Below are 20021 nucleotides of genomic sequence, written 5' to 3' on the forward strand. Positions count from 1 at the left end.
AAACGGATGGGGCATCGAGCCCCATACCGTTTTTGCCCAACAGAAATCCGGCTCAACATTACCCATTGTTGAAATAAAAAAGGCTTTGAAAAAGGGAATTTATTAATCATAAAGTGTAAACAAATTTCAGGACGAGTCAGAGGATGGAGTGGTGGAATTCAAAATTCCAGATTTAAGATTCACAAAACTAATTATGGCAGCTATATTGAATATGAAATTTTGAGCTTTGGGGTTTTGAATTTTGAATTTTGAGTGCACTCCGAAAAGTCAATTTGCCCCTAAATCCCCTAAAGGGGACTTTCACAAATTGCTGATTTTTAGCGTTTCCCCTTTAGGTGTCAGGGGCTAAAAACGATAAAAATCAGCAATTTGTGACTTTTCGGAGGGGACTCAAATTTTGGGCTTTGTACTTTGAATTTTGAGCTTGGAATTTGGAGCTTGAGTCTTGAAAATGTTGTATATTCGCAATCTGTAAAACCTAAAACAGGTATTTACTGTTATAAACCAACAAAAAACACAATCATGAAAAATCTGAAAGTCAGGCTTATTGTTGTTTCGGTTTTTTCACTTGCCATTCTTGTTTCCTGCAACAAGGAACGACAGGATTCATTGCAAGAACAACAAATAACGGTTGATGAAATCGTTGAAATCGTCAATCAGAATTATCTCGGATCAAACGTTATTGAAGGCGATGAGCAAACTCCGTTTTTCGTTACCAACGAAGGACTGATTGATGAATACCTGGCATCAGAAAGTTCTTTTGAAAACCAGGATAAATCGGTCAATAATAGGTTTATCAGGTGTCTGAAATCCGTCAACCTCGATGATGAACAAATCCCTCAGGCAAGAAGAGCGCTGAAGGCTTATGAAAACAGAAACGAGAGAATCATACAAAAGCACCGCCAGGCCTTTTCCCAACTTCATGACAGAATGGAAAATAACCGCACGGAACTTATCCGGCAGTTGAGAAGCGGAGAAATTGACCGCGTTGAGTTCAAAAGAAAAATGACACAGTTGCGCACTCAGTATCAGCAAGCCTTGATACGCATCAAAGAATCGAATGCTTCTGATTTTTCCAGATCATTCCGTATGCTTATGCAGAACCTGAATAATGTTCTTACTGAACGCCAATGGAATGCGTTCACTGGTTGCCTCAGGGGTTAAATAACCTAAGTCAAAGAAATTAAGAGCTTCCAAAACCGGAAGCTTTTTTTATGCCAAAACCAAAAATCGTTTGCATTGTTATTTTGCCTGGCCATACTGTTGATGTTTGAATAAACCTGACTACAATTAATTTAATTCGTATAATGAAACCCAAGACTACACTTCATGCTTCGATCATAATTCTGACTTTTCTCGTTGCTTTGTATGGCAAAAGTTTGCTTCAGAATTTTATTGAACTTCAATTTTCTTCCTACGCCATACGCATTATTTATTCCTATTCCTGGTGGGTGATTCCTGTTGTGATTGTAACTGCGGCGCTGTATGGTTTTCGGAATGTATTAAAGAACCTGGGCTTGCAAAAAGGCTTTCTCATGGGTCTCGCCTTCTCAATCATCGTGGTACTGCCAATGTTTTTGGGTTCAGCCATCATCGGGAAATTTGTAGCGGATATGAACCTGCTGCAAGTATTTCATAAAACTTTTCTTGCCGGTTTCATGGAAGAACTGCTTTTCAGAGGTTTTCTTTTCGGCTTGCTTTTCAGGAAATTGAAATGGGGTTTTATTCCGGCGTCGCTTCCGGGGGCGATCATCTTTGGAATGTCGCATCTTTACCAGGGTTCCGGCATCACTGAAACCCTTGGGATTTTCACTGTCACCTTTATCGGGGCTCTCTGGTTTGCCTGGTTATACATTGAATGGGATGATAATCTATGGGTTCCCATCTGGATGCATATCTTGATGAATCTTTCCTGGACAATTTTCGATGTAAGTAGCAATGCACTGGGCGGGTTTGAAGCCAATATTTTCAGGATTATAACTATTGCTCTCTCGGTTCTGATTACAATTGCGTATTGCAGACGAAGAAAGCTTTTCAGGATCAATAAAAGCAATTTGCTTATTAACCCCCACTGATCCTCCTATAATGTAATCAGTAACTTTCAGATTATCCTTGAATTACCATTTTGCCTTTTCATTACCGCAAGCCCGCTCGGGATTAAACACTAACTTTGCAACCTCAAAAAAATAACACTCCAATTACCCGATGATATCATTCGACCGTTTTCAACTTGATAATGGCCTTAAAGTTCTTGTGCATCATGATGCCACCACTCAAATGGTGGCAATGAATATACTTTACAATGTTGGCGCAAGGGATGAGATACCTGAAAAGACAGGTTTTGCTCACCTTTTCGAACACCTGATGTTTGGTGGTTCGGCAAACATACCGCGCTACGATGAACCACTGGAAAGAGTGGGTGGCGAGAATAATGCATTCACTTCCAACGACGTCACCAGTTATTATATCACCATTCCGAAAACCAACCTTGAAACTGCTTTCTGGCTGGAATCAGATCGTATGCTCAACCTCGCTTTCTCAAAAAAGAGCCTGGAAGTACAGCGCAATGTTGTGATGGAAGAATTCAGGCAAACACATTTGAACCAACCTTTCGGTGATGCATGGCTGTTGCTTCGGCCACTGGCTTATACAGTGCACCCTTACCGCTGGTCAACAATTGGTGCGGATATCAATCATATTGCGCAGGCTACTATGGAAGATGTGAAAGATTTTTACCATCGCTTCTATAATCCCTGCAATGCCATTCTCACTGTGGCCGGTCCGGTTGAAACTGCTGAGATCAGGGAACTTTGCGAAAAATGGTTTGCAGAAATCCCTGCTGGGCTGCCCAACAATCGTCGGTTGCCGTTAGAACCGGTTCAGACTGAAGCCCGCAACCTGCACGTTGAGCGTGACTTACCCTGCAATGCCATATACAAAACCTGGCATATTCCTCACCGCTTGTCACCCATGTATTATACTGCTGATCTTACTTCCGATGTTTTATCAGCCGGTGAATCCTCGCGACTTTACGTTGAGCTTGTTAAAAAACAACAACTCTTCAGCGATATAAATGCTTACATAACCGGCAGCCTCGATCCGGGCTTGTTTGTAATTTCAGGAAAGATCATGAATGGAACCGATCCAGTTGCCGCTGAAAATGCAATCAGCAAAATTATTGTAGAATTGCAGGAACAACCCTTGAATGAACGTGAATTGCAAAAAGTTAAGAACCGAATTGAATCCATGCTTGTATTCGCGGAATTGAAAGTGCTTGAAAAAGCACTCAATCTTTCGATGTATGAATTGCTGGGCGATGCCGGACTTATAAACAATGAAATTGATAAATACAACGCGGTGGATGCAGCGGCAATTATGCGGTTCGCACAGGAAATGCTTGTTGAAAATAACTGCTCTACCTTGTTTTACCACATGAAAAGTTGATTTGAAATGCCAATAATAAACCGAAAAAAGGCGCCGGCTGTGAAGTTGGTGGAATTCCTCAAAAGCATTGAACCCCGTTATATTCAGCTAAGCAATGGCTTACTGGTGTATCTGATTGACGAAGGCATACAGGAAGTGCTGCGCATTGAATTGGTTTTCAAGGCCGGGAATTTTTACCAAAAACAAAAACAGGTAGCCAAAGCCACTAATACCTTGCTGGCTTCCGGCACTTCAAAGCATTCAGCCGAAGTTATCTCCGAGCATTTTGATTTTTATGGCGCCTATCTTGAAACCAGCAACAACAAAGACAATGCCCACCTGGGTTTATACACTCTTAACAAGCACCTCGATAACACCTTGCCGCTGTTGGCTGAGCTGATTATGGATCCGGTTTTTCCTGAACACGAACTTGATTTGTTTCGTTCAACCCGCAAACAACATCTGGAGGTGAACCAACAGAAAGTGAAATACCTGGCAAGGGTGCATTTCCATGAACAGGTTTTCGGTTCGAACCATCCTTACGGGATGCGACTGCAAGCCCAGCATCTGGATGATTTAAAGAGAGAAAGCCTTATTGAGCACCACCGCAATCATTACAGGGCCGAGGAGTGTTTCGTTGTTGTAAGCGGGAAAATTCCAGCAGGATTTGATCAATTACTAGATAAATATCTCGGTAATTTTAAGAGTAATGGCAATCAAACCCCAAATGGAATTGTGATTCCTGTTTCGCCATCTGATGATAAATCGCAATTCGTACAGAAAAAAGATGCGCTACAGGCAGCTATCCGCATCGGCAAGCCCACCATTAACCGCCTTCATCCCGATTACCCGGCGCTTTTTATTGTGAACACAATATTGGGTGGATATTTTGGTTCGAGGCTGATGATCAATATCAGAGAAGACAAAGGCTATACCTACGGCATTGGTTCTGCCCTGGTTTCGTTGAAGCATAGCGGGTTATTTGTAATTACCAGCGAAGTAGGAAGTGATGTGCTTAAAGCCGCCACCGACGAAATTTTTAAGGAGGTTCGTACTCTTTGCGATGAAAAGGTAAGCCCCAAAGAATTATCGCTCGTAAAAAACTATCTCATGGGTTCGCTGATGCGCAGCATGGACGGGCCATTTGCCATTGCTGAACGCCTGCGATCGGCACTGGAGTTTGGGCAAACGATGGATTATTACAAAGATTACGCTGCCACCATCCAAAACATCACCCCTGAACGTATTCAGGCGCTGGCCAACGAATATCTGCAACCTGATACTTTTTATCAAACAGTTGCAGGCAATAAAGGAAATTAGTTGATTGGTGAATTAGTTAATTGGTAGAGTGATGGAGTAATGGAGTGATGGGTTGGTGAAATGGTCATTTGGTAAAATGGTGGATTGAAGAAACCCTATTGCCACTTCAAGCTTCCACTCACTCTTCTTTTTGCCCGGTAAGATTCGAAACAGCGTAAAATAGCAATGCAAAGGTCATAATCGGTGGCGTTGAGAATAAAATCTACCGGAGGTTGGCAATATTGCATAAATTCCTCACGATCCTCCTGAACTTCAATTCCTGTTAACCTGTAGATCAGGTCGTGGTTATAAACTTTTTCTATTTCTTCCTGCAATTGCAGGGCGCTAAGTTCTTTCTCCAGCTTTTTCATTTGTTTGGCTTCCTTGCTAAACAAATCATAAAAGGTTTGAAACGGGCCTTTCATAACAACGCCAAAACCATGTTCAGGCCCGCTGTAAACCATCGTATTTATATGAGGCATCTTCAACTTCACTGAATCTGGTGGTGGTGGCAAGTCAATATTTACAAATTCCTGCCGGAACTCCAGGCGTGTGCGGGGCAAGGATCGGATTACTACTTCGCGGAGTTCGAAAACCTTGGGCAACATAATCAGCTCATAAGGTCCTTCAGCATTAATGTGCTCCTGTTCAATCATCACAAAACGAACAAGGTGGCTTACATGCGTGATCATGAGGCTATCACCAAGTCTGACGGGCATAACAAACCTGCCACTGCGGTCGCTTACAACCCCAAAGCGTTGTGTAAGATTTATGATATGGGCGTATTCGAGGTTGCTGTGGTAAATATCAACGATCCTGCCTTCGAAATGGGTAAATTTGGCCGGTTCCTCTTCCGCTGAAAGCGCTAAGGTTATGAACACAGATATAAGAAAGAAGACAAATTTCATCTCATGGTTTAGAAACCACGAAAGTACTCAGATTGAAGCAAACAGAGAATCCGGGGGTGTTAAATAGTGTTAAGAGCATTTTATCAATCCTGCCTGAACGGGAAATTTCTTATGAAATCAAGCACCTGAGTTTAATAGTCCAATGTGATGATCCTGCCTTTCGTAAAATCAAAGAACCTGTCTTTTTCAGCTACTCTGACTCCTTCAATCAAGTCTTCGGGCACTATTCCTGCTGTCTTCATGCAACTCGGGCAAGCATAAATTCCAACATTCATTTCTATTAATTTCTGAAGGCTGCTTTTCAGGGAAGTGAAGTGTCCGTAATCAATATCTGCTGCATCTTTTACAACCAGTTTAACGGCGTCAATATCCATATAGATTAGCACGTCCTTGTCGCCGGCCATCATAGTGGCCATGCTCAATGGCATAAGCACACGATGCGGACTATTGTGATCGTGTGTGATATGGATAAAAACACCATCTCGGGATTTTTCCAATTCTTCTTTAACAGGTGGTTGACAGCTTGCTAAAAGCAATGAAAGGATAATCAAAACAAAGCCATGGTTTTTCATAAATTGTTGTTTTTGTGTTAATAATGATAAAATAGGAGGGGATTTTGATAATTTGATAAAGTTAAAAAGATTCTTGCATAGACAATTAACTTTTCCTTTGTATTTTTTCACAAACTGTTTTGTCACGAAGCTTCACTCCAGCTCTATGAGGATCACAATAAAAGGGAGAAACCTGCATTCGCTTAGCATCTCGCTGCTGTGGATAAGGCTGTTCTTGTGTGCAAAATATTGTCTGGCATTCTCTATTTTGGTTCTCACATAAAGAACATGCAAGCTTTTACTATCTTTGTCCTCATATTAATCAGAACACTTATGATCAGGCTACTTCACCTGATATTGTTTTTTATAGTCTTAGCCAAACTCAATGGCCAGCCACCGGAGTTTTCAATCATTGGTCCGGGTGGCGCCATCAGTGAGGTTAGCATTATTGCCGGCACTTCTTTGCTACTAAGCACAAACTATGATGAAATTAGGGGTGCCAATGTTTTGTTCCCGGACAACCACCGGACCAGCAGCGACGTACCTTATGAAATAGGTTTTCCATTTGTATTTTATGAAGCAGTCTATACCGAGTATTTCATTGGCGCCAATGGTTATATCACTTTCGAAAACCCTCCCTGGAACCCTGCTCCTACCTTAGATACCATTCCCTATAATACATCAAACCCGGAGTTCCCCAGAAACAGCATATTTGGGACTTTTAAGGGTTGGGATGTGGTAGGGGGCAATAATGTTACCCGATTAACTCTTGGCGAAGAACCCAACCGTATGCTGATAGTTACCTGGTGCGATGTGCCCGCCCTGCAATCAGATTCCACAGGCACCTTTCAAATCGTTTTGCACGAATCAGGAGAGATTGATATACATCTTATCAAAATTCCGTTTTCAAACTACGCTGGCAATTATTCTACAGTTGGCATACAAGCTTCTAATCCGTTTCAGGGTTTGGTTGCGCCTCAAAGAATTTATGGCCCCTGGCCCCCAGTTTCATCTGAAAGTTGGAGATTCACTTGGTTGAACAGCGATTATGAAGTGGAAAGCATATATCATGAACCAGTACCGGTTGCAGAAAACATTACCTGGTACAAACCGGATACCTTCGATACCTGGGTTCCGATCAGTGATGAAAAAGAAGTTGTGATAAAACCAAAAACAAACACAACCTACCTTGCTGAAATTACTTCCTGCTGGGGCGAAGTAATTGCTACGGCTGAATTATTTGTTGAGGTTGAAGGCTCTTTTCCCAACGCTTTCAGCCCAAATTCATTAATCGAAAAAAACAGGACTTTCAAAATGCCTGTCACTTCGGGGGTAAATATCACTGACTTCAGACTTGAAATTTATAACCGATGGGGACAATTGGTTTTTGAAACCAATGATCCAACCCAGGGATGGAATGGCCGCATGATGAATACAGGAGAGGCCTGCCTGGCCGGTTTATATCATTGGATCTTAGTTTCAGCCAGCGAGAGCAAAGGTACTATCGGGAATAGCGGAGCTCTTATGCTGCTGAGGTAAGCTACAGCTTAGTATTTATTTACCAGTCCCTTTCTCAACAGATTTCTTACAACGACCTTTACCACTGAAAGGGTTTACGCTCGCAACTCAGTATTGCTTTAACAATTTTTTAGAGTTGCTCTTATCTATTTTTAATACCTTTGCCCCTCATCCTGAAAAAGGACGAACAAGTTATCCTGGTTCGCACCAGTGATCGGCTTTAAAACCAAAACAACAAAAACATGTCGTTCGACTCTGAGAAATTTGCCGGTGAAGGCCTTACATTTGATGATGTACTGTTGGTACCTGCCTACTCTGAAGTTCATCCCCGCAAGGTAAGCACTTCCACCTTTTTCTCCCGCTCCATTCAGCTTAATATCCCAATAGTATCGGCCGCAATGGATACCGTAACCGAATCCGGAATGGCTATCGCTATGGCCCAGGAAGGTGGCATAGGAGTATTGCATAAAAACATGAGCATTCAGGAACAGGCCAACGAGGTTCGTAAGGTAAAACGCGCCGAAAATGGTATGATCCTCGATCCCATCACCATTGATGAAGATGCCCTGGTAGAAGATGCGCTTAAAATCATGGCGGAATTTAAAATTGGTGGAATTCCTGTGGTAAACCACCAGAATGAACTGGTGGGTATTGTTACCAACCGTGACCTTCGGTTCGAGCGCAACCCCAAACGCCCTGCTGCCGAAGTAATGACTCGTGAAAACCTGATAACAACAACAGAATTTACCGATTTTGAAAGCGCTGAGAAAATCCTCCAAAAATATAAAATTGAAAAACTCCCTGTTATTGATAAGCACAATAAGTTAATCGGGCTTATCACTTATAAGGATATCATTAAAATAAAGGCACGCCCGAATGCATGCAAGGATGAACGCGGACGCCTTCGGGTTGCTGCTGCCGTTGGGATCACACCCGACATCCTTGAAAGAGTAAATGAATTGATATCTTTCGATGTTGATGCAATTGTAATTGATACCGCACATGGCCACTCAAAAGGGGTTCTTGATGCTACCAGACTGATCAGGAAAAATTTTCCGGATATTCAACTTGTTGTTGGTAATATTGCCACTGCCCAGGCTGCCCGTGACCTTGCCATAGCGGGCGTTGATGCGTTAAAGGTAGGGATCGGGCCAGGATCAATTTGTACCACGCGGGTAATCGCCGGCATTGGGGTGCCTCAGCTTACCGCTATTTATGAAGTAAGCCGCGAGCTTCGGGGTTCAGGAATTCCTGTGATTGCCGACGGTGGAATCAGATACACCGGTGACATTGTAAAGGCACTTGCTGCCGGGGCACACACTGTTATGGCAGGCTCATTGTTTGCAGGCGTTGAAGAATCGCCGGGCGAAACATTTATTTACGAAGGCCGCAAGTACAAAAAATATCGTGGAATGGGCTCGATCGAAGCCATGAACAAAGGATCGAAAGACAGATATTATCAGTTTGAAGAAGACGATATCAGCAAGCTTGTTCCCGAAGGAATTGTTGGTCGGGTTCCATTCAAAGGCGCCCTTTCAGAAGTCATTCATCAAATGGTAGGTGGGTTGCGGGCAGGCATGGGTTATACCGGTTCGGCCGATATCGCTCAATTACAAAAAGCAAAATTCATTAAAGTAACGCAAGCCGGTGTGATTGAAAGCCATCCGCACGATATTACCATTACCAGCGAAGCGCCAAACTATAGCCGTAAATAATCGTTTATACGTTTTGATAAATTCACAATCAGTTTCCTGTTTTTTAAAACCTTATTAGCCGAAACCAATCACGCTGAATCAAAAACCTTATCCAATGACAAAATCAAACATGATTTTCAATGCAGTAAAACTTAGCAAACTATTGCCTTTGCTTGTTACATTCCTGATCGTCTTCAGCTCTGTTCACGGACAAGACAACAGTAAAAAAATACTTGCTGAAATAGGAAATGAAAAGATCACGGTAGAAGAATTTCTTCAGATTTACCGCAAAAACAACACCCAGGTTGCTGATCTTGACCCCAAGTCGCTGGAAGAGTACCTCGAACTGTACATCAATTTCCGCTTAAAAGTGCTGGAAGCCGAAGAGAATGGACTCCATAACGAACAATCTTTTAAGGACGAATTGCAGGGATACCGTGCACAACTTGCCAAACCATACCTGGTTGATGAGGAAGCAACGGAAAGCCTGGTGAAAGAAAGCTACGAAAGATCGCTCGAGGATCTCAGGGCCAGTCATATACTTATCAGGATGGAAAAAACAGCTTCGCCTAGGGATACATTATTGGCCTATAATAGGATCATGGGCTTAAGGGAAAGAATCATGAATGGAGAAGATTTCTCAAAAATAGCATTTGAGTTCTCTGAAGACCAATCAGCCCGCGACCGCGATGCCGGTGGAAGGTTGGTTCGCGGAAACAAAGGCGACCTCGGTTATTTCACAGCTTTTGATATGGTGTATGCTTTTGAAGCTGCTGCCTATGAATTGAAAAAAGGAGAGGTTTCATTACCCATTAGAACCGATTTCGGTTACCACCTCATTAAGCTCACTGATCGCAAACCTGCTATGGGCAAGGTATTGGCTGCGCATATTCTGTTGCTCTATCCTCCCGATGCAAAAAAGCAGGATTCCGTTGCGCTGGAAGAAAAAATCAACATGGTGTATGAAAAACTCCAAGCCGGCGAAACTTTTGAATCTCTCGCCCTAGCTCACAGCGACGACCGCTCTACTGCAGACAAGGGTGGTGAGTTGCAGTGGTTTGGATCGAACCGTATGATCCCTGACTTCATTTACCAGATTTCATTATTGAAAGAATTTGGCAGCTATTCCGCCCCGTTCCAAACGCATTTTGGATGGCATATCATTAAATTGCTCGATCAGCAAAAACCCGGAAGTTTTGAGGATTCATATACCGAACTCAAAGACAAGGTTCAAAAGAATGAACGCTCGGTAGTAATCAAACAATCGCTTGTGAAGCGCATTAAAAAAGATTACGGCTTCAAAGAATCATCCAAAGCATTGGAGGTATTTTACACCGCTGTTACTGATTCTATTTTTGAAGGAACCTGGAAAATCCCATCCAAGCCTAAGTTAAACAGCGAACTTTTCAGCCTTGGAAATAAAAAATACACACAGATGGATTTTGCGAAATATCTCGCGGAAACCCAGCGTAAAACCACTCGTGAAGACATTCGTTTTTATGTGAACGCAAACTACGACAAATTTGTTGAAGAGGTACTGATGGATTATGAAGACGCACAGCTTGAGAACAAATATCCAGAGTTCAAGGCGCTGGTGCGCGAGTACCGGGATGGTATTTTGTTGTTCGAACTCACCGATAAAAAGATCTGGTCAATGGCGGTAAAAGATACTGCCGGACTAATGGCATACCATGCTGGTGTAGAACATAATTACATGTGGGGCGAGCGGGCAGATGCTTCCATATTTACATTTACTGATGCCGATGCTTCAATGATAGAAAAAGCAATGCAGCTTGCTGCTGATGAGGTTCCAAACGACACAATACTTGAGGCAATTAATAATGAGCAGGAAGTGTTGAAAATAACCCGCAAGCTTTATCAAAAAGGCGACAGCGAACTCATTGATTCAGTGTATTGGACTTATGGACCTAAGGACCCTGTTGAACAAGACGGTAAAACCCTGATGGTAGTAATACATAACACTCTTGAACCCGGCACGAAACAACTTAACGAAGTTCGTGGGCTTGTTACTGCCGATTATCAAAATCATCTTGAAAAGGAATGGATCAAAGAGCTGAGGGCAAAATACCCGATAAAGGTCAATTATGATTTATTGTCGCAAATCAAGTAAAATAAGGCTTTTCAATGATAAAACACCTGCTGCCATTGCTTCTGGCAGCGCTTGTAGTAAGCGGATGTAATCTTATACCCTGGGCTAAGAAAAATGATGATGTACTGGCAAGGGTTCACAGCAAATACCTCTATGCATCAGAAATTCAAAGCTTAATTTCACCAGGAACTTCAGCTATTGATAGCATCAATATTGTTTCAAATTATATCAATAACTGGGTTAAGGTGCAATTGTTTTTGCACCATGCAGAGAAAAACCTGTCGCAAAGCCAGAAAGATTTCAGTAAGCAGCTCGAAGATTACCGCAACAGCCTCATCATTTATGAGTACGAATCTAGTTTGATAGGGCAAAAGCTTGATACTGTGATTTCGAAGAGAGAAATAAAGGAATATTACGATAATAACCGGACTAACTTTGAACTCAAAGAAAACATAGTAAAAGTAAACTTCATCCAGGTAGAAAGTAACTCGAAAGAACTGGCGAAACTCCGGCGACTATGGCAGGCAGGGCCTGAAAAGAACCGCAATGAACTTGAGAAATACTGTTTGCAAAATGGATTGAACTATTCCTTGTCCGGAGACGAATGGGTATATTTTAATGACCTGCTTAAAGAAATACCAATCAGAACCTATAACCAGGAAAACTTTCTGCAGTTTAACCGATCCATTGAAGCCAGCGATTCACTTTATGTTTATCTTGTTGAATTCAAGGATTTTCAAATAAAAGAAAGTGTTGCACCGTTAAGTATGCAGGAAAATAATATCAGGAAGATAATTGTGAACCGCCGCAAACTGGATCTTATTCAGAAACTGCAAAATGAAATCTTTGAAAACGCCCTGATCAACAACCATTTTGATATTTACCAAAACCAAGCAAAACAGCTTAAATGAAACATTTAATTGCCTTAATCCTCAGCTTGTCACTATTCGCAACCCAACTAACTGCACAACAGGGTGAAGTTCTCATTGATGAAGTAATCGCGGTTGTCGGCAACCGAATTATACTTGAGTCAGACCTTGAAACCCAGGTACTACAATACAAAGCCGAGGGAATCACCATCGGGGTACAAACCTTGAAATGTCAGATTCTTGAAGATCTCATGATTCAGAAATTACTTGTGAACCAGGCCGAAGTTGACAGCGTTGAGGTTACCGATAGCCAGGTTGAATCTGCACTTGACCAGCGCGTCAGGTATTTTATTTCGCAATTTGGATCACAGGAAAAAATGGAGACTTTCTATGGCAAATCAGTCATGGAGATTAAAAGTGAGTTTCGCGATATCATTAAGGAACAATTGATGGCCGAGGCGGTACAGCAAGGCATAATTGAAAACGTAGTAGTTACACCTTCAGAGGTTCGGGCTTTTTTTGTTGGTATTCATGCCGATAGTATTCCGCTGATCCCTGCAGAATTTGAAGTAGGCCAGATTGTTAAAAAACCACCGGTGAGCACCGAGGAACTCAATGCCGTTCGCGAACGTTTGAGAGGATACCGTACGCGGATTATTGCCGGCGAGCGCTTTGAAACTTTCGCGGCTTTATATTCTGAAGATCCCGGTTCGGCTTCCCGTGGAGGTGAATTGGGTTTTTACAGGCGTGGAGAATTATTTCCTGAGTTTGAAGCTGTTGCATTCCGGCTCGAAAAAGGCGAAGTTTCTGATGTAGTAAAAACCAAAGCCGGTTTTCATATCATACAAATGATTGAGCGCCGCGGCGAAACTGTGAATGTGCGCCATATGTTGCTGCGACCCAAGCCATCACCCATTGAACTTGAACAAGCCCGAACCTTCCTCGATAGCCTCGCGCTCGAAATCAGGGCTGGAAATCTGAGTTTTGAAGATGCGCTGAAACACTCTGACGATCCAGGCAAAATGCATGGTGGCCTGATGATAAGCCCCTACTCAGGCACTCCACGCCATGAAGCAGAACATCTTGACCCTGCTGTTTTCTTTGTGGTTGATAAAATGAAATTGGGTGAAGTTTCAAATGCTGTTCCATTTCTTGATGAAGAAGGATACAGCGCTTTCCGTTTGCTTTATCTGAAAGTGCGAACCGATCCGCACCGCTCCAATTTAACCGATGACTACGATCGCATAAAAAATTGGGCCCTTGAAAACAAACAACGGGCGGCAATCGTTGATTGGGTCAGGGAAAAGAATAAAATAACTTACATAAACATTGTTGAGCGCTACCGTGAATGCGAATTTAATACTGGTTGGATCAATTAATTGATCTTTCAGCAACCCTATTGTCCGCCCAACTAAATCAGCTATAAAAATGCAATATAAGTCAGACGTTGAAGCACTTGATGCTCTCAAGGATAAATACCAGGATCTTAAAACAGAAATAGCCAAAGTAATCGTAGGCCAGGATGTGGTGGTCAAGAAGATCCTGATCTCAATATTCAGCAAAGGGCACGCGTTGCTTGTTGGGGTTCCGGGCCTCGCCAAAACCTTAATGGTGAATACGATTGCAAAATCGCTGGGGCTGACCTATTCGCGCATACAGTTCACACCCGATCTGATGCCATCGGATATTACCGGAACAGAAATTCTTGACGAAGACAGGCATTTTAAGTTTGTGCGCGGGCCTGTGTTTGCAAATATTATCCTTGCCGATGAAATCAACCGCACCCCACCTAAAACCCAATCGGCATTGCTGGAAGCCATGCAGGAACTCTCAGTAACTGTTGCAGGGCAAAGTCACCGCTTGAATGAACCTTTCTTTGTATTGGCTACCCAAAACCCCATTGAGCAGGAAGGCACCTATCCACTGCCCGAAGCCCAGCTCGACAGGTTCATGTTCAATATCTGGCTTGATTACCCTTCATTTCAGGAAGAAGTGGATGTGGTGAAACGCACAACCATAGGCAGTAGTTACCAGCCACAAATTGTCTTAACCGGCGAAGAAATTGTGTTTTTTCAGAACCTGATCCGCCGTATTCCAGTGGCTGACAACGTGTATGAATATGCCGTGAAATTAGCGGCCAAAACCCGTCCGGGAACACCCGAAGCCACAGCCGAAGTCAATAATTACCTCACCTGGGGCGCCGGGCCAAGGGCATCGCAATACCTGATCATTGGCGCCAAATGCCACGGCGCTGTCAACGGCAAATATTCTCCCGATATTGAGGATGTGCAGGCCGTAGCCTATGATGTGCTGCGCCACCGCATCGTGCGCAACTACAAAGCCGAAGCCGATGGCGTTGGGGTGGAGAAGATAATTGAGGGGTTGATGAGGTGATTTTGCAAATCCTTATGAAGCTACATTCCTGCCTTTACTTACAAATCCCGCCCTGATCCTGCGCTATTCAAGGCGCGTTAAAATATAATATTTGCGCTTCGTATAAAAGTATCCCGGATTTTAATTGAAAGAGGGTTTGTATCCCCATACTTATAACTGACTATTGTGAGACTAAAAAAAGAAACTGAAAGAATAAGAACCTTTGGCATAATCAGTCATCCTGATGCCGGAAAAACCACGCTGACCGAAAAATTGCTTTTATTCGGAGGGGCTATACAAACTGCGGGCGCTGTAAAAAGCAACAAGATCGTTAAAACCGCCACTTCCGATTTCATGGAAATTGAAAAGCAGAGAGGCATTTCGGTTGCTACCTCCGTGATGAGTTTTGAGTATATGGATCACAAGATCAATATACTTGATACACCCGGCCACAAAGATTTTGCTGAAGATACTTATCGGACATTAACGGCTGTTGACAGTGTGATACTGGTGATTGACAGTGCCAAAGGCGTGGAGGAGCAAACCCGCAAACTCATGGAAGTTTGCCGGATGCGCCATACACCTGTCATCATTTTCATCAACAAATTAGACCGCGAAGGGCAAGACCCATTCTATCTGCTCGAAGAGGTTGAGCAAGAACTCAACATTCATACCCGCCCGCTTACCTGGCCTATAGGAATGGGATCTGAATTTCAGGGCGTTTATAACTTGCTGTCAAAATACCTGCGGCTTTTTGCACCCAATAAAACAAGCCTTTCTGACCTCGAAATAGTAATCAACGACTTGAACGATGAGGAATTGGAAAATCAGATTGGCGAAAGAGCATCAAAAAAACTAAGAGAAGAAGTTGATTTGATTGAAAATGTTTACGAACCTTTCGACCAGCATTTGTATAGCGAAGCATACCTGGCCCCTGTGTTTTTTGGAAGTGCAATCAACAACTTCGGCATCAAGGAACTGCTGGAAACCTTCATCCGCATTTCGCCAAAGCCCCGAAGCCGGGAAACGGATAAAAGAACGGTTCTACCTTCAGAGGAAACTTTTTCCGGGTTCATATTTAAGATCCATGCCAACATTGACCCCAATCACCGCAACAGGATTGCATTTTGCAGGATTGTTTCGGGCATGTTTGAGCGAAACAAGGTGTATCATCATGTGCGGCTCAACAAAAAAATCCGTTTCTCAAGTCCGGCAAGTTTCATGGCCGGCGACAGAAATGTAATTGATGTTGCTTTTCCCGGCGATGTAATTGGTTTATACGATACAGGAACTTTTAAAATTGGCGATACGCTGACTGAAGGCGAAGTAATTTCTTTCAAAGGAATTCCAAGTTTCTCTCCCGAGATTTTCAAGGAACTGATAAATAAAACACCGGCAAAAACAAAACAACTTGAAAAAGGAGTCCGCCAGTTGACCGATGAAGGTGTGGCCCAGTTATTTGTTAAGCAGCCAGGAAATATTAAAGTAATTGGCACCGTTGGCGAATTGCAGTTTGAAGTGATACAGTTCAGGCTCTTGCACGAATATGGCGCTTCCTGCTCGTTTCATACACTCAACTACTACAAGGCATGCTGGATTACCTCAGCCAGTAAGACGGTTCTGGACAAATTTATTCAGAACCGGATCCAGCATATTGCTTACGACAAAGAGAATCGCCCGGTTTACCTGGCCGAAAGTGAGTGGATGCTGAAAACTATGCGGGAAGCTTTCCCGGAAATTGAATTTCACTTTACATCGGAATTAAACTCAGGCTCAACTGCAAACAAAGATTGAACGGCAGATTTGTGTTCACAAAATATCAACTATATATCCACTACCCTGTTTCTCCTATAAAATCCGAGCACGAACGTAAAAAACAGTATTACAGCAATAATCAAAATTCCTGACGATACCAGGTACATCCCCTTCAGCGAGGTTAATTCAGCAAGTAAACCAAGTACCATAGACCCTCCGCCAATACCTATATCAAAGGCAGTAATAAATGTTGCATTGGCAGCGCCACGGCGGTGGGATTCAACCACATTGTTGGCCATTGTTTGAAGGGTTGGCATCACCACTCCCATACAAATCCCTACGAGTATTGCTGCCAGTATAAATCCTGAAAAACTTCCCATCAATCCCAGAACCAGAAAGCCGCCTGCACCTGAAACCAGGCCGGTAAGCATTAGCAGCGACGGGCCTTTGCGATCGAATATTCTGCCTGACACAAGGCGGGAAACCATTATTCCAATGGCAAAAACAGTGAAAAATATACCTGGTTGGCCCACTTCGTAGTGCCTGGCATAAAGGGTAATAAACGACATCAGGCCACCGTAGGCAATACCAAAAAGTAACTGGATCGAAGCTACAGGCAAGGTTCTTGGCTCAATAAAACGGCTTAAACTAAGCTTGCCCTGACTTACAGGTTCTTCATACGCTGGGAAACTTACAAGCAACACCAACAGAAATCCCGTAAGGGCAATCGCCATTGATGAGAGGAACATGCGATTGTAATTGCCATCGCCCATTATCGCCAGCGCGATTACCGGCCCTATGGCCATTGCCAGTGTAAACGAGAGTCCGTAAATACCAATACCTTCGCCGCGTCTTTTTCCGGGCACAATATCCACAATAATGGTGGAGGAGGAAGTGGTAGCTGCGCCCCACGCAAATCCATGCATAAAACGCAGAATCATCAGCCAGATGAAGGTATAGGCAAGTGTGTAAAGTCCAAGCATGGCCGAAAAAGCCAGAAACGAAAACAGGTAAATCCATTTACGTCCATAAGCATCCAGTGAATAGCCGATGAGTGGACGAATAATCATTGCAGAAAGTGTATATGCAGCCAGAATGTAACCTACCATGCCGGGTCCGGCATCCAACACATCAACAATATACACGGGCAAGGTTGGGATCAGGAAATAAAAACCTGTGCCCATGAAGAGGTTGGCAATACAGAGTAAAACAAAATTTCGAGTATAAAGTGATTGACTTGCGTTTGCTACCAATGCATTGAAATTTAGAGATCAAACCTACATAAAAAACTTCAGATAGACTATTTCTTATGTTACATTCAGGAGCTTGTACTAAATCAAATGCAATCTGAACCTTATTCAGGCTTATCTTGTCAGGTGTGTAAGAAAATGATAATCAGTTCCAGGCATTACCTGATTATTTAGGCCTTTTGAAACAGACACTACCTGTCAATCATTACTTTTTGATGCATTACCTGCTCGCCAACCTGAACTCTCACAACCCAAAAACCGGGCGAAAGAAATTCAACATTTGCCTGATAAAGACTTCCATGCGTTTGAACAAACTCTTTGGCTTGCACCATTTTTCCGTCAGCCGCAATAAAGCTTATGGCATTTATTGGCAATTGACTTTCAATAAAAATTTTATCAGCAGCCGGATTGGGAAAGACCTTAACCTGGCTGTTTTTCTCAACTTCTCCTATGCCAATAATTACCTGGTTATTTTTTGAGATCAACCAGAGATCAGGGTCAATCTCAATGCTCGTTGGCACGAAGCCCGGATCAATTGCAAAGGTTTGACCGCTAAATGTGTTATCCAATACGATCAAGGTGTCGTAGCCTGGAGCGCTTAAGCGGATAGGAACAGGCAAACGGAAAAACGGAACTGATGAATGCGACTGGCTCTGATAAAGTGTAATTACGGCTTCGGTTTCATCAAAAGTATGGTATTGGGTAATATAAGAAGGAAAACCTTGTCCGTAAAACCACTGATCGAAAAAATAGGTTAGGTCCATTCCCGAGGCTTGTTCAAAAAAAGTGATCAATTCAGGAGTTACCATAAAGTTGTAGGCATGCTCCGGACTGTTAAGCATATCATGAAGTGCCTGGAAAAAAGCTTCATCGCCAATAACCCATCGCAACGTATGCAGTACAAGCGCTCCTTTGCTATACGATAACCTTGAACTGAATATCCGGGAAACCGATGTTGTATCGTCAACAAAAACTGAACCTCCAGGCTGCGATGTTACCCAGTTAATATTCTGCTCTTTCCAGGGCATCCAATAAAATCCGTCAAACATATGTTCGTAGGTAATCCCGGTTAAATAAGTAGCAAAACCTTCGTTTATCCATATATCGGCCCAGGAACCTGTAGTAATTTTATTTCCGAACCAGGAGTGTGCAAGCTCATGGGCCATCAATTCATGGCCAAAGCTTCCCATAAAGCTCATAGTTTGATGTTCCATTCCCCCACCCCATCCAAATTGGGCGTGCCCATATTTTTCGAGGATAAAAGGATAAGGTTCGAGCAAATCGTTGAATAACTCCATAATTGGTATGAGGCCAGGCGTTTGGGTTTGTATAGTCCCCATCTGGCCCGGGAACACATAGTTGAGCACTTCAATGGAATCGTTTTCAAATGGAACCCAATCGCTATAAATCCCATAATCGGTTACTGCAATAGCAACCAGGTAAGGAACAATGGGATAACGGTGTTTCCAGTGGCACGTCCTGTTTCCGTCTTCAACCCATTCATTTACAAGTAAGCCGTTCGATGCTGTGCGGTGTGGTAGTGGTGATGTAACAATAACATCAATAGAGTCAATTTTATCAGTGAGCCCGTTCTTACAAGGCCACCAGTCGGAGCAGCCATAAGGTTCGGAAAGTGTCCAGATAATCGGAATACCGGCATGAGAATCTTGCACGAATGAGCCAAATCCAGAACCTGATTGGGGTGCGCCCTGATAATAAATGCTTACTGAATCCAGCGAGCCTGCCATCACAGTTTGAGGTAGGGATATTGTAAGCACATGGCCGGCATGAAGATAGCCTGCTGCCTGGCCGTGATATATTACTGAATCAACTGTTAGCGCCGGGGAAAGATCAAAGGTAACCTGATCGCTATCTTCATTCAATACATGTACTGAAGTAACCGCGCCGCTGATATACAAAACCGCCGGATCAATAAACCATTCATATCGGTTATATTTCTGATCCATCTCCAAACCTGAGGATTCAGGCTTATTCTCAAGCCTTAGGTGAGATATTTGCTTGTTGCAGGCACAACCAATGTGTTCGGGATTAAAGTCATGCACCTGCGCTGAAAGTATATAACCAAATCCAAGGCAAAGTAATAGAGAGATAAATTGTTTCATGGCAAAAAATAGAATTTGTTCTTTTACATAACAACAGATAAAGATAAGGGTTTAGCACCCACAGTATTTATTAATGCATATAACGCAATAATCTGGCACAGATTTACGCTCATAAAGATATTTCATTTAGGTTTGTAACTCAATCAGC

At 42.9% G+C, this 20021-nt stretch carries 15 protein-coding genes; 11 read left to right on the top strand and 4 right to left on the bottom strand.

Annotated elements, in window-relative coordinates; all coding sequences use genetic code 11:
- The first annotated feature begins 522 nt into the window (after positions 1–522).
- From IH597_06580 to IH597_06595, 4 genes are all read left to right on the top strand, one after another.
- Complete coding sequence (locus tag IH597_06580) at positions 523–1164, top strand: hypothetical protein (protein MBE0662115.1); 642 nt, start codon at positions 523–525, stop codon at positions 1162–1164.
- A 143-nt stretch (positions 1165–1307) separates the two neighbouring features.
- Entirely contained in the window at positions 1308–2075 is a 768-nt protein-coding gene (locus IH597_06585) for a CPBP family intramembrane metalloprotease (GenBank protein MBE0662116.1), read from the top strand.
- A gap of 130 nt (positions 2076–2205) precedes the next feature.
- Complete coding sequence (locus tag IH597_06590) at positions 2206–3444, top strand: insulinase family protein (protein ID MBE0662117.1); 1239 nt, start codon at positions 2206–2208, stop codon at positions 3442–3444.
- A 6-nt stretch (positions 3445–3450) separates the two neighbouring features.
- Positions 3451–4743, top strand: a complete 1293-nt coding sequence (locus tag IH597_06595; GenBank protein ID MBE0662118.1) for an insulinase family protein — start codon at positions 3451–3453, stop codon at positions 4741–4743.
- A 95-nt stretch (positions 4744–4838) separates the two neighbouring features.
- Here the strand turns inward: IH597_06595 and IH597_06600 are convergent, their stop codons facing one another.
- The gene (locus tag IH597_06600) at positions 4839–5630 is read right to left on the bottom strand and encodes a hypothetical protein (protein MBE0662119.1); all 792 of its coding nucleotides are present in this window, start codon (positions 5628–5630) and stop codon (positions 4839–4841) included.
- Positions 5631–5761: 131 nt separating this feature from the next.
- A complete protein-coding gene (locus IH597_06605) occupies positions 5762–6202 on the bottom strand; it encodes a DsrE family protein (protein MBE0662120.1) in 441 nt (146 codons plus the stop codon).
- Positions 6203–6514: 312 nt separating this feature from the next.
- Here IH597_06605 and IH597_06610 point away from each other — a divergent pair, with 312 nt between their 5' ends.
- The 7 genes from IH597_06610 (at position 6515) to IH597_06640 (ending at position 16539) form a co-directional block, all read left to right on the top strand.
- On the top strand, positions 6515–7720 hold the full coding sequence (locus IH597_06610) for a gliding motility-associated C-terminal domain-containing protein (GenBank protein ID MBE0662121.1): 1206 nt from the start codon (positions 6515–6517) through the stop codon (positions 7718–7720).
- Positions 7721–7941: 221 nt separating this feature from the next.
- On the top strand, positions 7942–9414 hold the full coding sequence (gene guaB, locus IH597_06615; GenBank protein MBE0662122.1) for an IMP dehydrogenase: 1473 nt from the start codon (positions 7942–7944) through the stop codon (positions 9412–9414).
- Positions 9415–9508: 94 nt separating this feature from the next.
- Complete coding sequence (locus IH597_06620; protein ID MBE0662123.1) at positions 9509–11524, top strand: peptidylprolyl isomerase; 2016 nt, start codon at positions 9509–9511, stop codon at positions 11522–11524.
- 14 nt (positions 11525–11538) lie between these two features.
- Positions 11539–12414 (top strand): hypothetical protein, encoded by an 876-nt coding sequence (locus IH597_06625; GenBank protein ID MBE0662124.1) that lies wholly within the window; start codon positions 11539–11541, stop codon positions 12412–12414.
- The gene (locus IH597_06630; GenBank protein ID MBE0662125.1) at positions 12411–13751 is read left to right on the top strand and encodes a peptidylprolyl isomerase; all 1341 of its coding nucleotides are present in this window, start codon (positions 12411–12413) and stop codon (positions 13749–13751) included. The genes IH597_06625 and IH597_06630 overlap by 4 nt, the downstream gene beginning before the upstream one ends.
- Positions 13752–13800: 49 nt before the next feature.
- Positions 13801–14766 (top strand): AAA family ATPase, encoded by a 966-nt coding sequence (locus tag IH597_06635; GenBank protein MBE0662126.1) that lies wholly within the window; start codon positions 13801–13803, stop codon positions 14764–14766.
- 165 nt (positions 14767–14931) lie between these two features.
- Positions 14932–16539 carry a peptide chain release factor 3 gene (locus IH597_06640; protein MBE0662127.1) on the top strand — a complete coding sequence of 536 codons (1608 nt, stop codon included), beginning with the start codon at positions 14932–14934 and terminating at the stop codon, positions 16537–16539.
- A gap of 29 nt (positions 16540–16568) precedes the next feature.
- Here IH597_06640 and IH597_06645 read toward each other — a convergent pair whose 3' ends face one another.
- On the bottom strand, positions 16569–17684 hold the full coding sequence (locus IH597_06645; protein ID MBE0662128.1) for an MFS transporter: 1116 nt from the start codon (positions 17682–17684) through the stop codon (positions 16569–16571).
- Between the two features lie 257 nt (positions 17685–17941).
- Positions 17942–19873 carry a peptidase M1 gene (locus tag IH597_06650; GenBank protein ID MBE0662129.1) on the bottom strand — a complete coding sequence of 644 codons (1932 nt, stop codon included), beginning with the start codon at positions 19871–19873 and terminating at the stop codon, positions 17942–17944.
- Positions 19874–20021 lie beyond the last annotated feature (148 nt).

The organism is Bacteroidales bacterium, from assembly GCA_014860575.1.
Taxonomy (GTDB): domain Bacteria; phylum Bacteroidota; class Bacteroidia; order Bacteroidales; family JAAYJT01; genus JAAYJT01.

What these genes read in the sequence shown, in the direction of transcription:
- IH597_06590 (MBE0662117.1), top strand. Translation starts at nt 2,206, where the DNA reads ATGATATCATTCGACCGTTTTCAACTTGATAATGGCCTTAAAGTTCTT.
- IH597_06600 (MBE0662119.1), bottom strand. Translation starts at nt 5,630, where the DNA reads ATGAAATTTGTCTTCTTTCTTATATCTGTGTTCATAACCTTAGCGCTT.
- IH597_06610 (MBE0662121.1), top strand. Translation starts at nt 6,515, where the DNA reads ATGATCAGGCTACTTCACCTGATATTGTTTTTTATAGTCTTAGCCAAA.
- IH597_06585 (MBE0662116.1), top strand. Translation starts at nt 1,308, where the DNA reads ATGAAACCCAAGACTACACTTCATGCTTCGATCATAATTCTGACTTTT.
- IH597_06620 (MBE0662123.1), top strand. Translation starts at nt 9,509, where the DNA reads ATGACAAAATCAAACATGATTTTCAATGCAGTAAAACTTAGCAAACTA.
- IH597_06645 (MBE0662128.1), bottom strand. Translation starts at nt 17,684, where the DNA reads ATGGGCACAGGTTTTTATTTCCTGATCCCAACCTTGCCCGTGTATATT.
- IH597_06630 (MBE0662125.1), top strand. Translation starts at nt 12,411, where the DNA reads ATGAAACATTTAATTGCCTTAATCCTCAGCTTGTCACTATTCGCAACC.
- IH597_06605 (MBE0662120.1), bottom strand. Translation starts at nt 6,202, where the DNA reads ATGAAAAACCATGGCTTTGTTTTGATTATCCTTTCATTGCTTTTAGCA.
- IH597_06635 (MBE0662126.1), top strand. Translation starts at nt 13,801, where the DNA reads ATGCAATATAAGTCAGACGTTGAAGCACTTGATGCTCTCAAGGATAAA.
- IH597_06650 (MBE0662129.1), bottom strand. Translation starts at nt 19,873, where the DNA reads ATGAAACAATTTATCTCTCTATTACTTTGCCTTGGATTTGGTTATATA.
- IH597_06595 (MBE0662118.1), top strand. Translation starts at nt 3,451, where the DNA reads ATGCCAATAATAAACCGAAAAAAGGCGCCGGCTGTGAAGTTGGTGGAA.
- IH597_06625 (MBE0662124.1), top strand. Translation starts at nt 11,539, where the DNA reads ATGATAAAACACCTGCTGCCATTGCTTCTGGCAGCGCTTGTAGTAAGC.
- guaB (MBE0662122.1), top strand. Translation starts at nt 7,942, where the DNA reads ATGTCGTTCGACTCTGAGAAATTTGCCGGTGAAGGCCTTACATTTGAT.
- IH597_06580 (MBE0662115.1), top strand. Translation starts at nt 523, where the DNA reads ATGAAAAATCTGAAAGTCAGGCTTATTGTTGTTTCGGTTTTTTCACTT.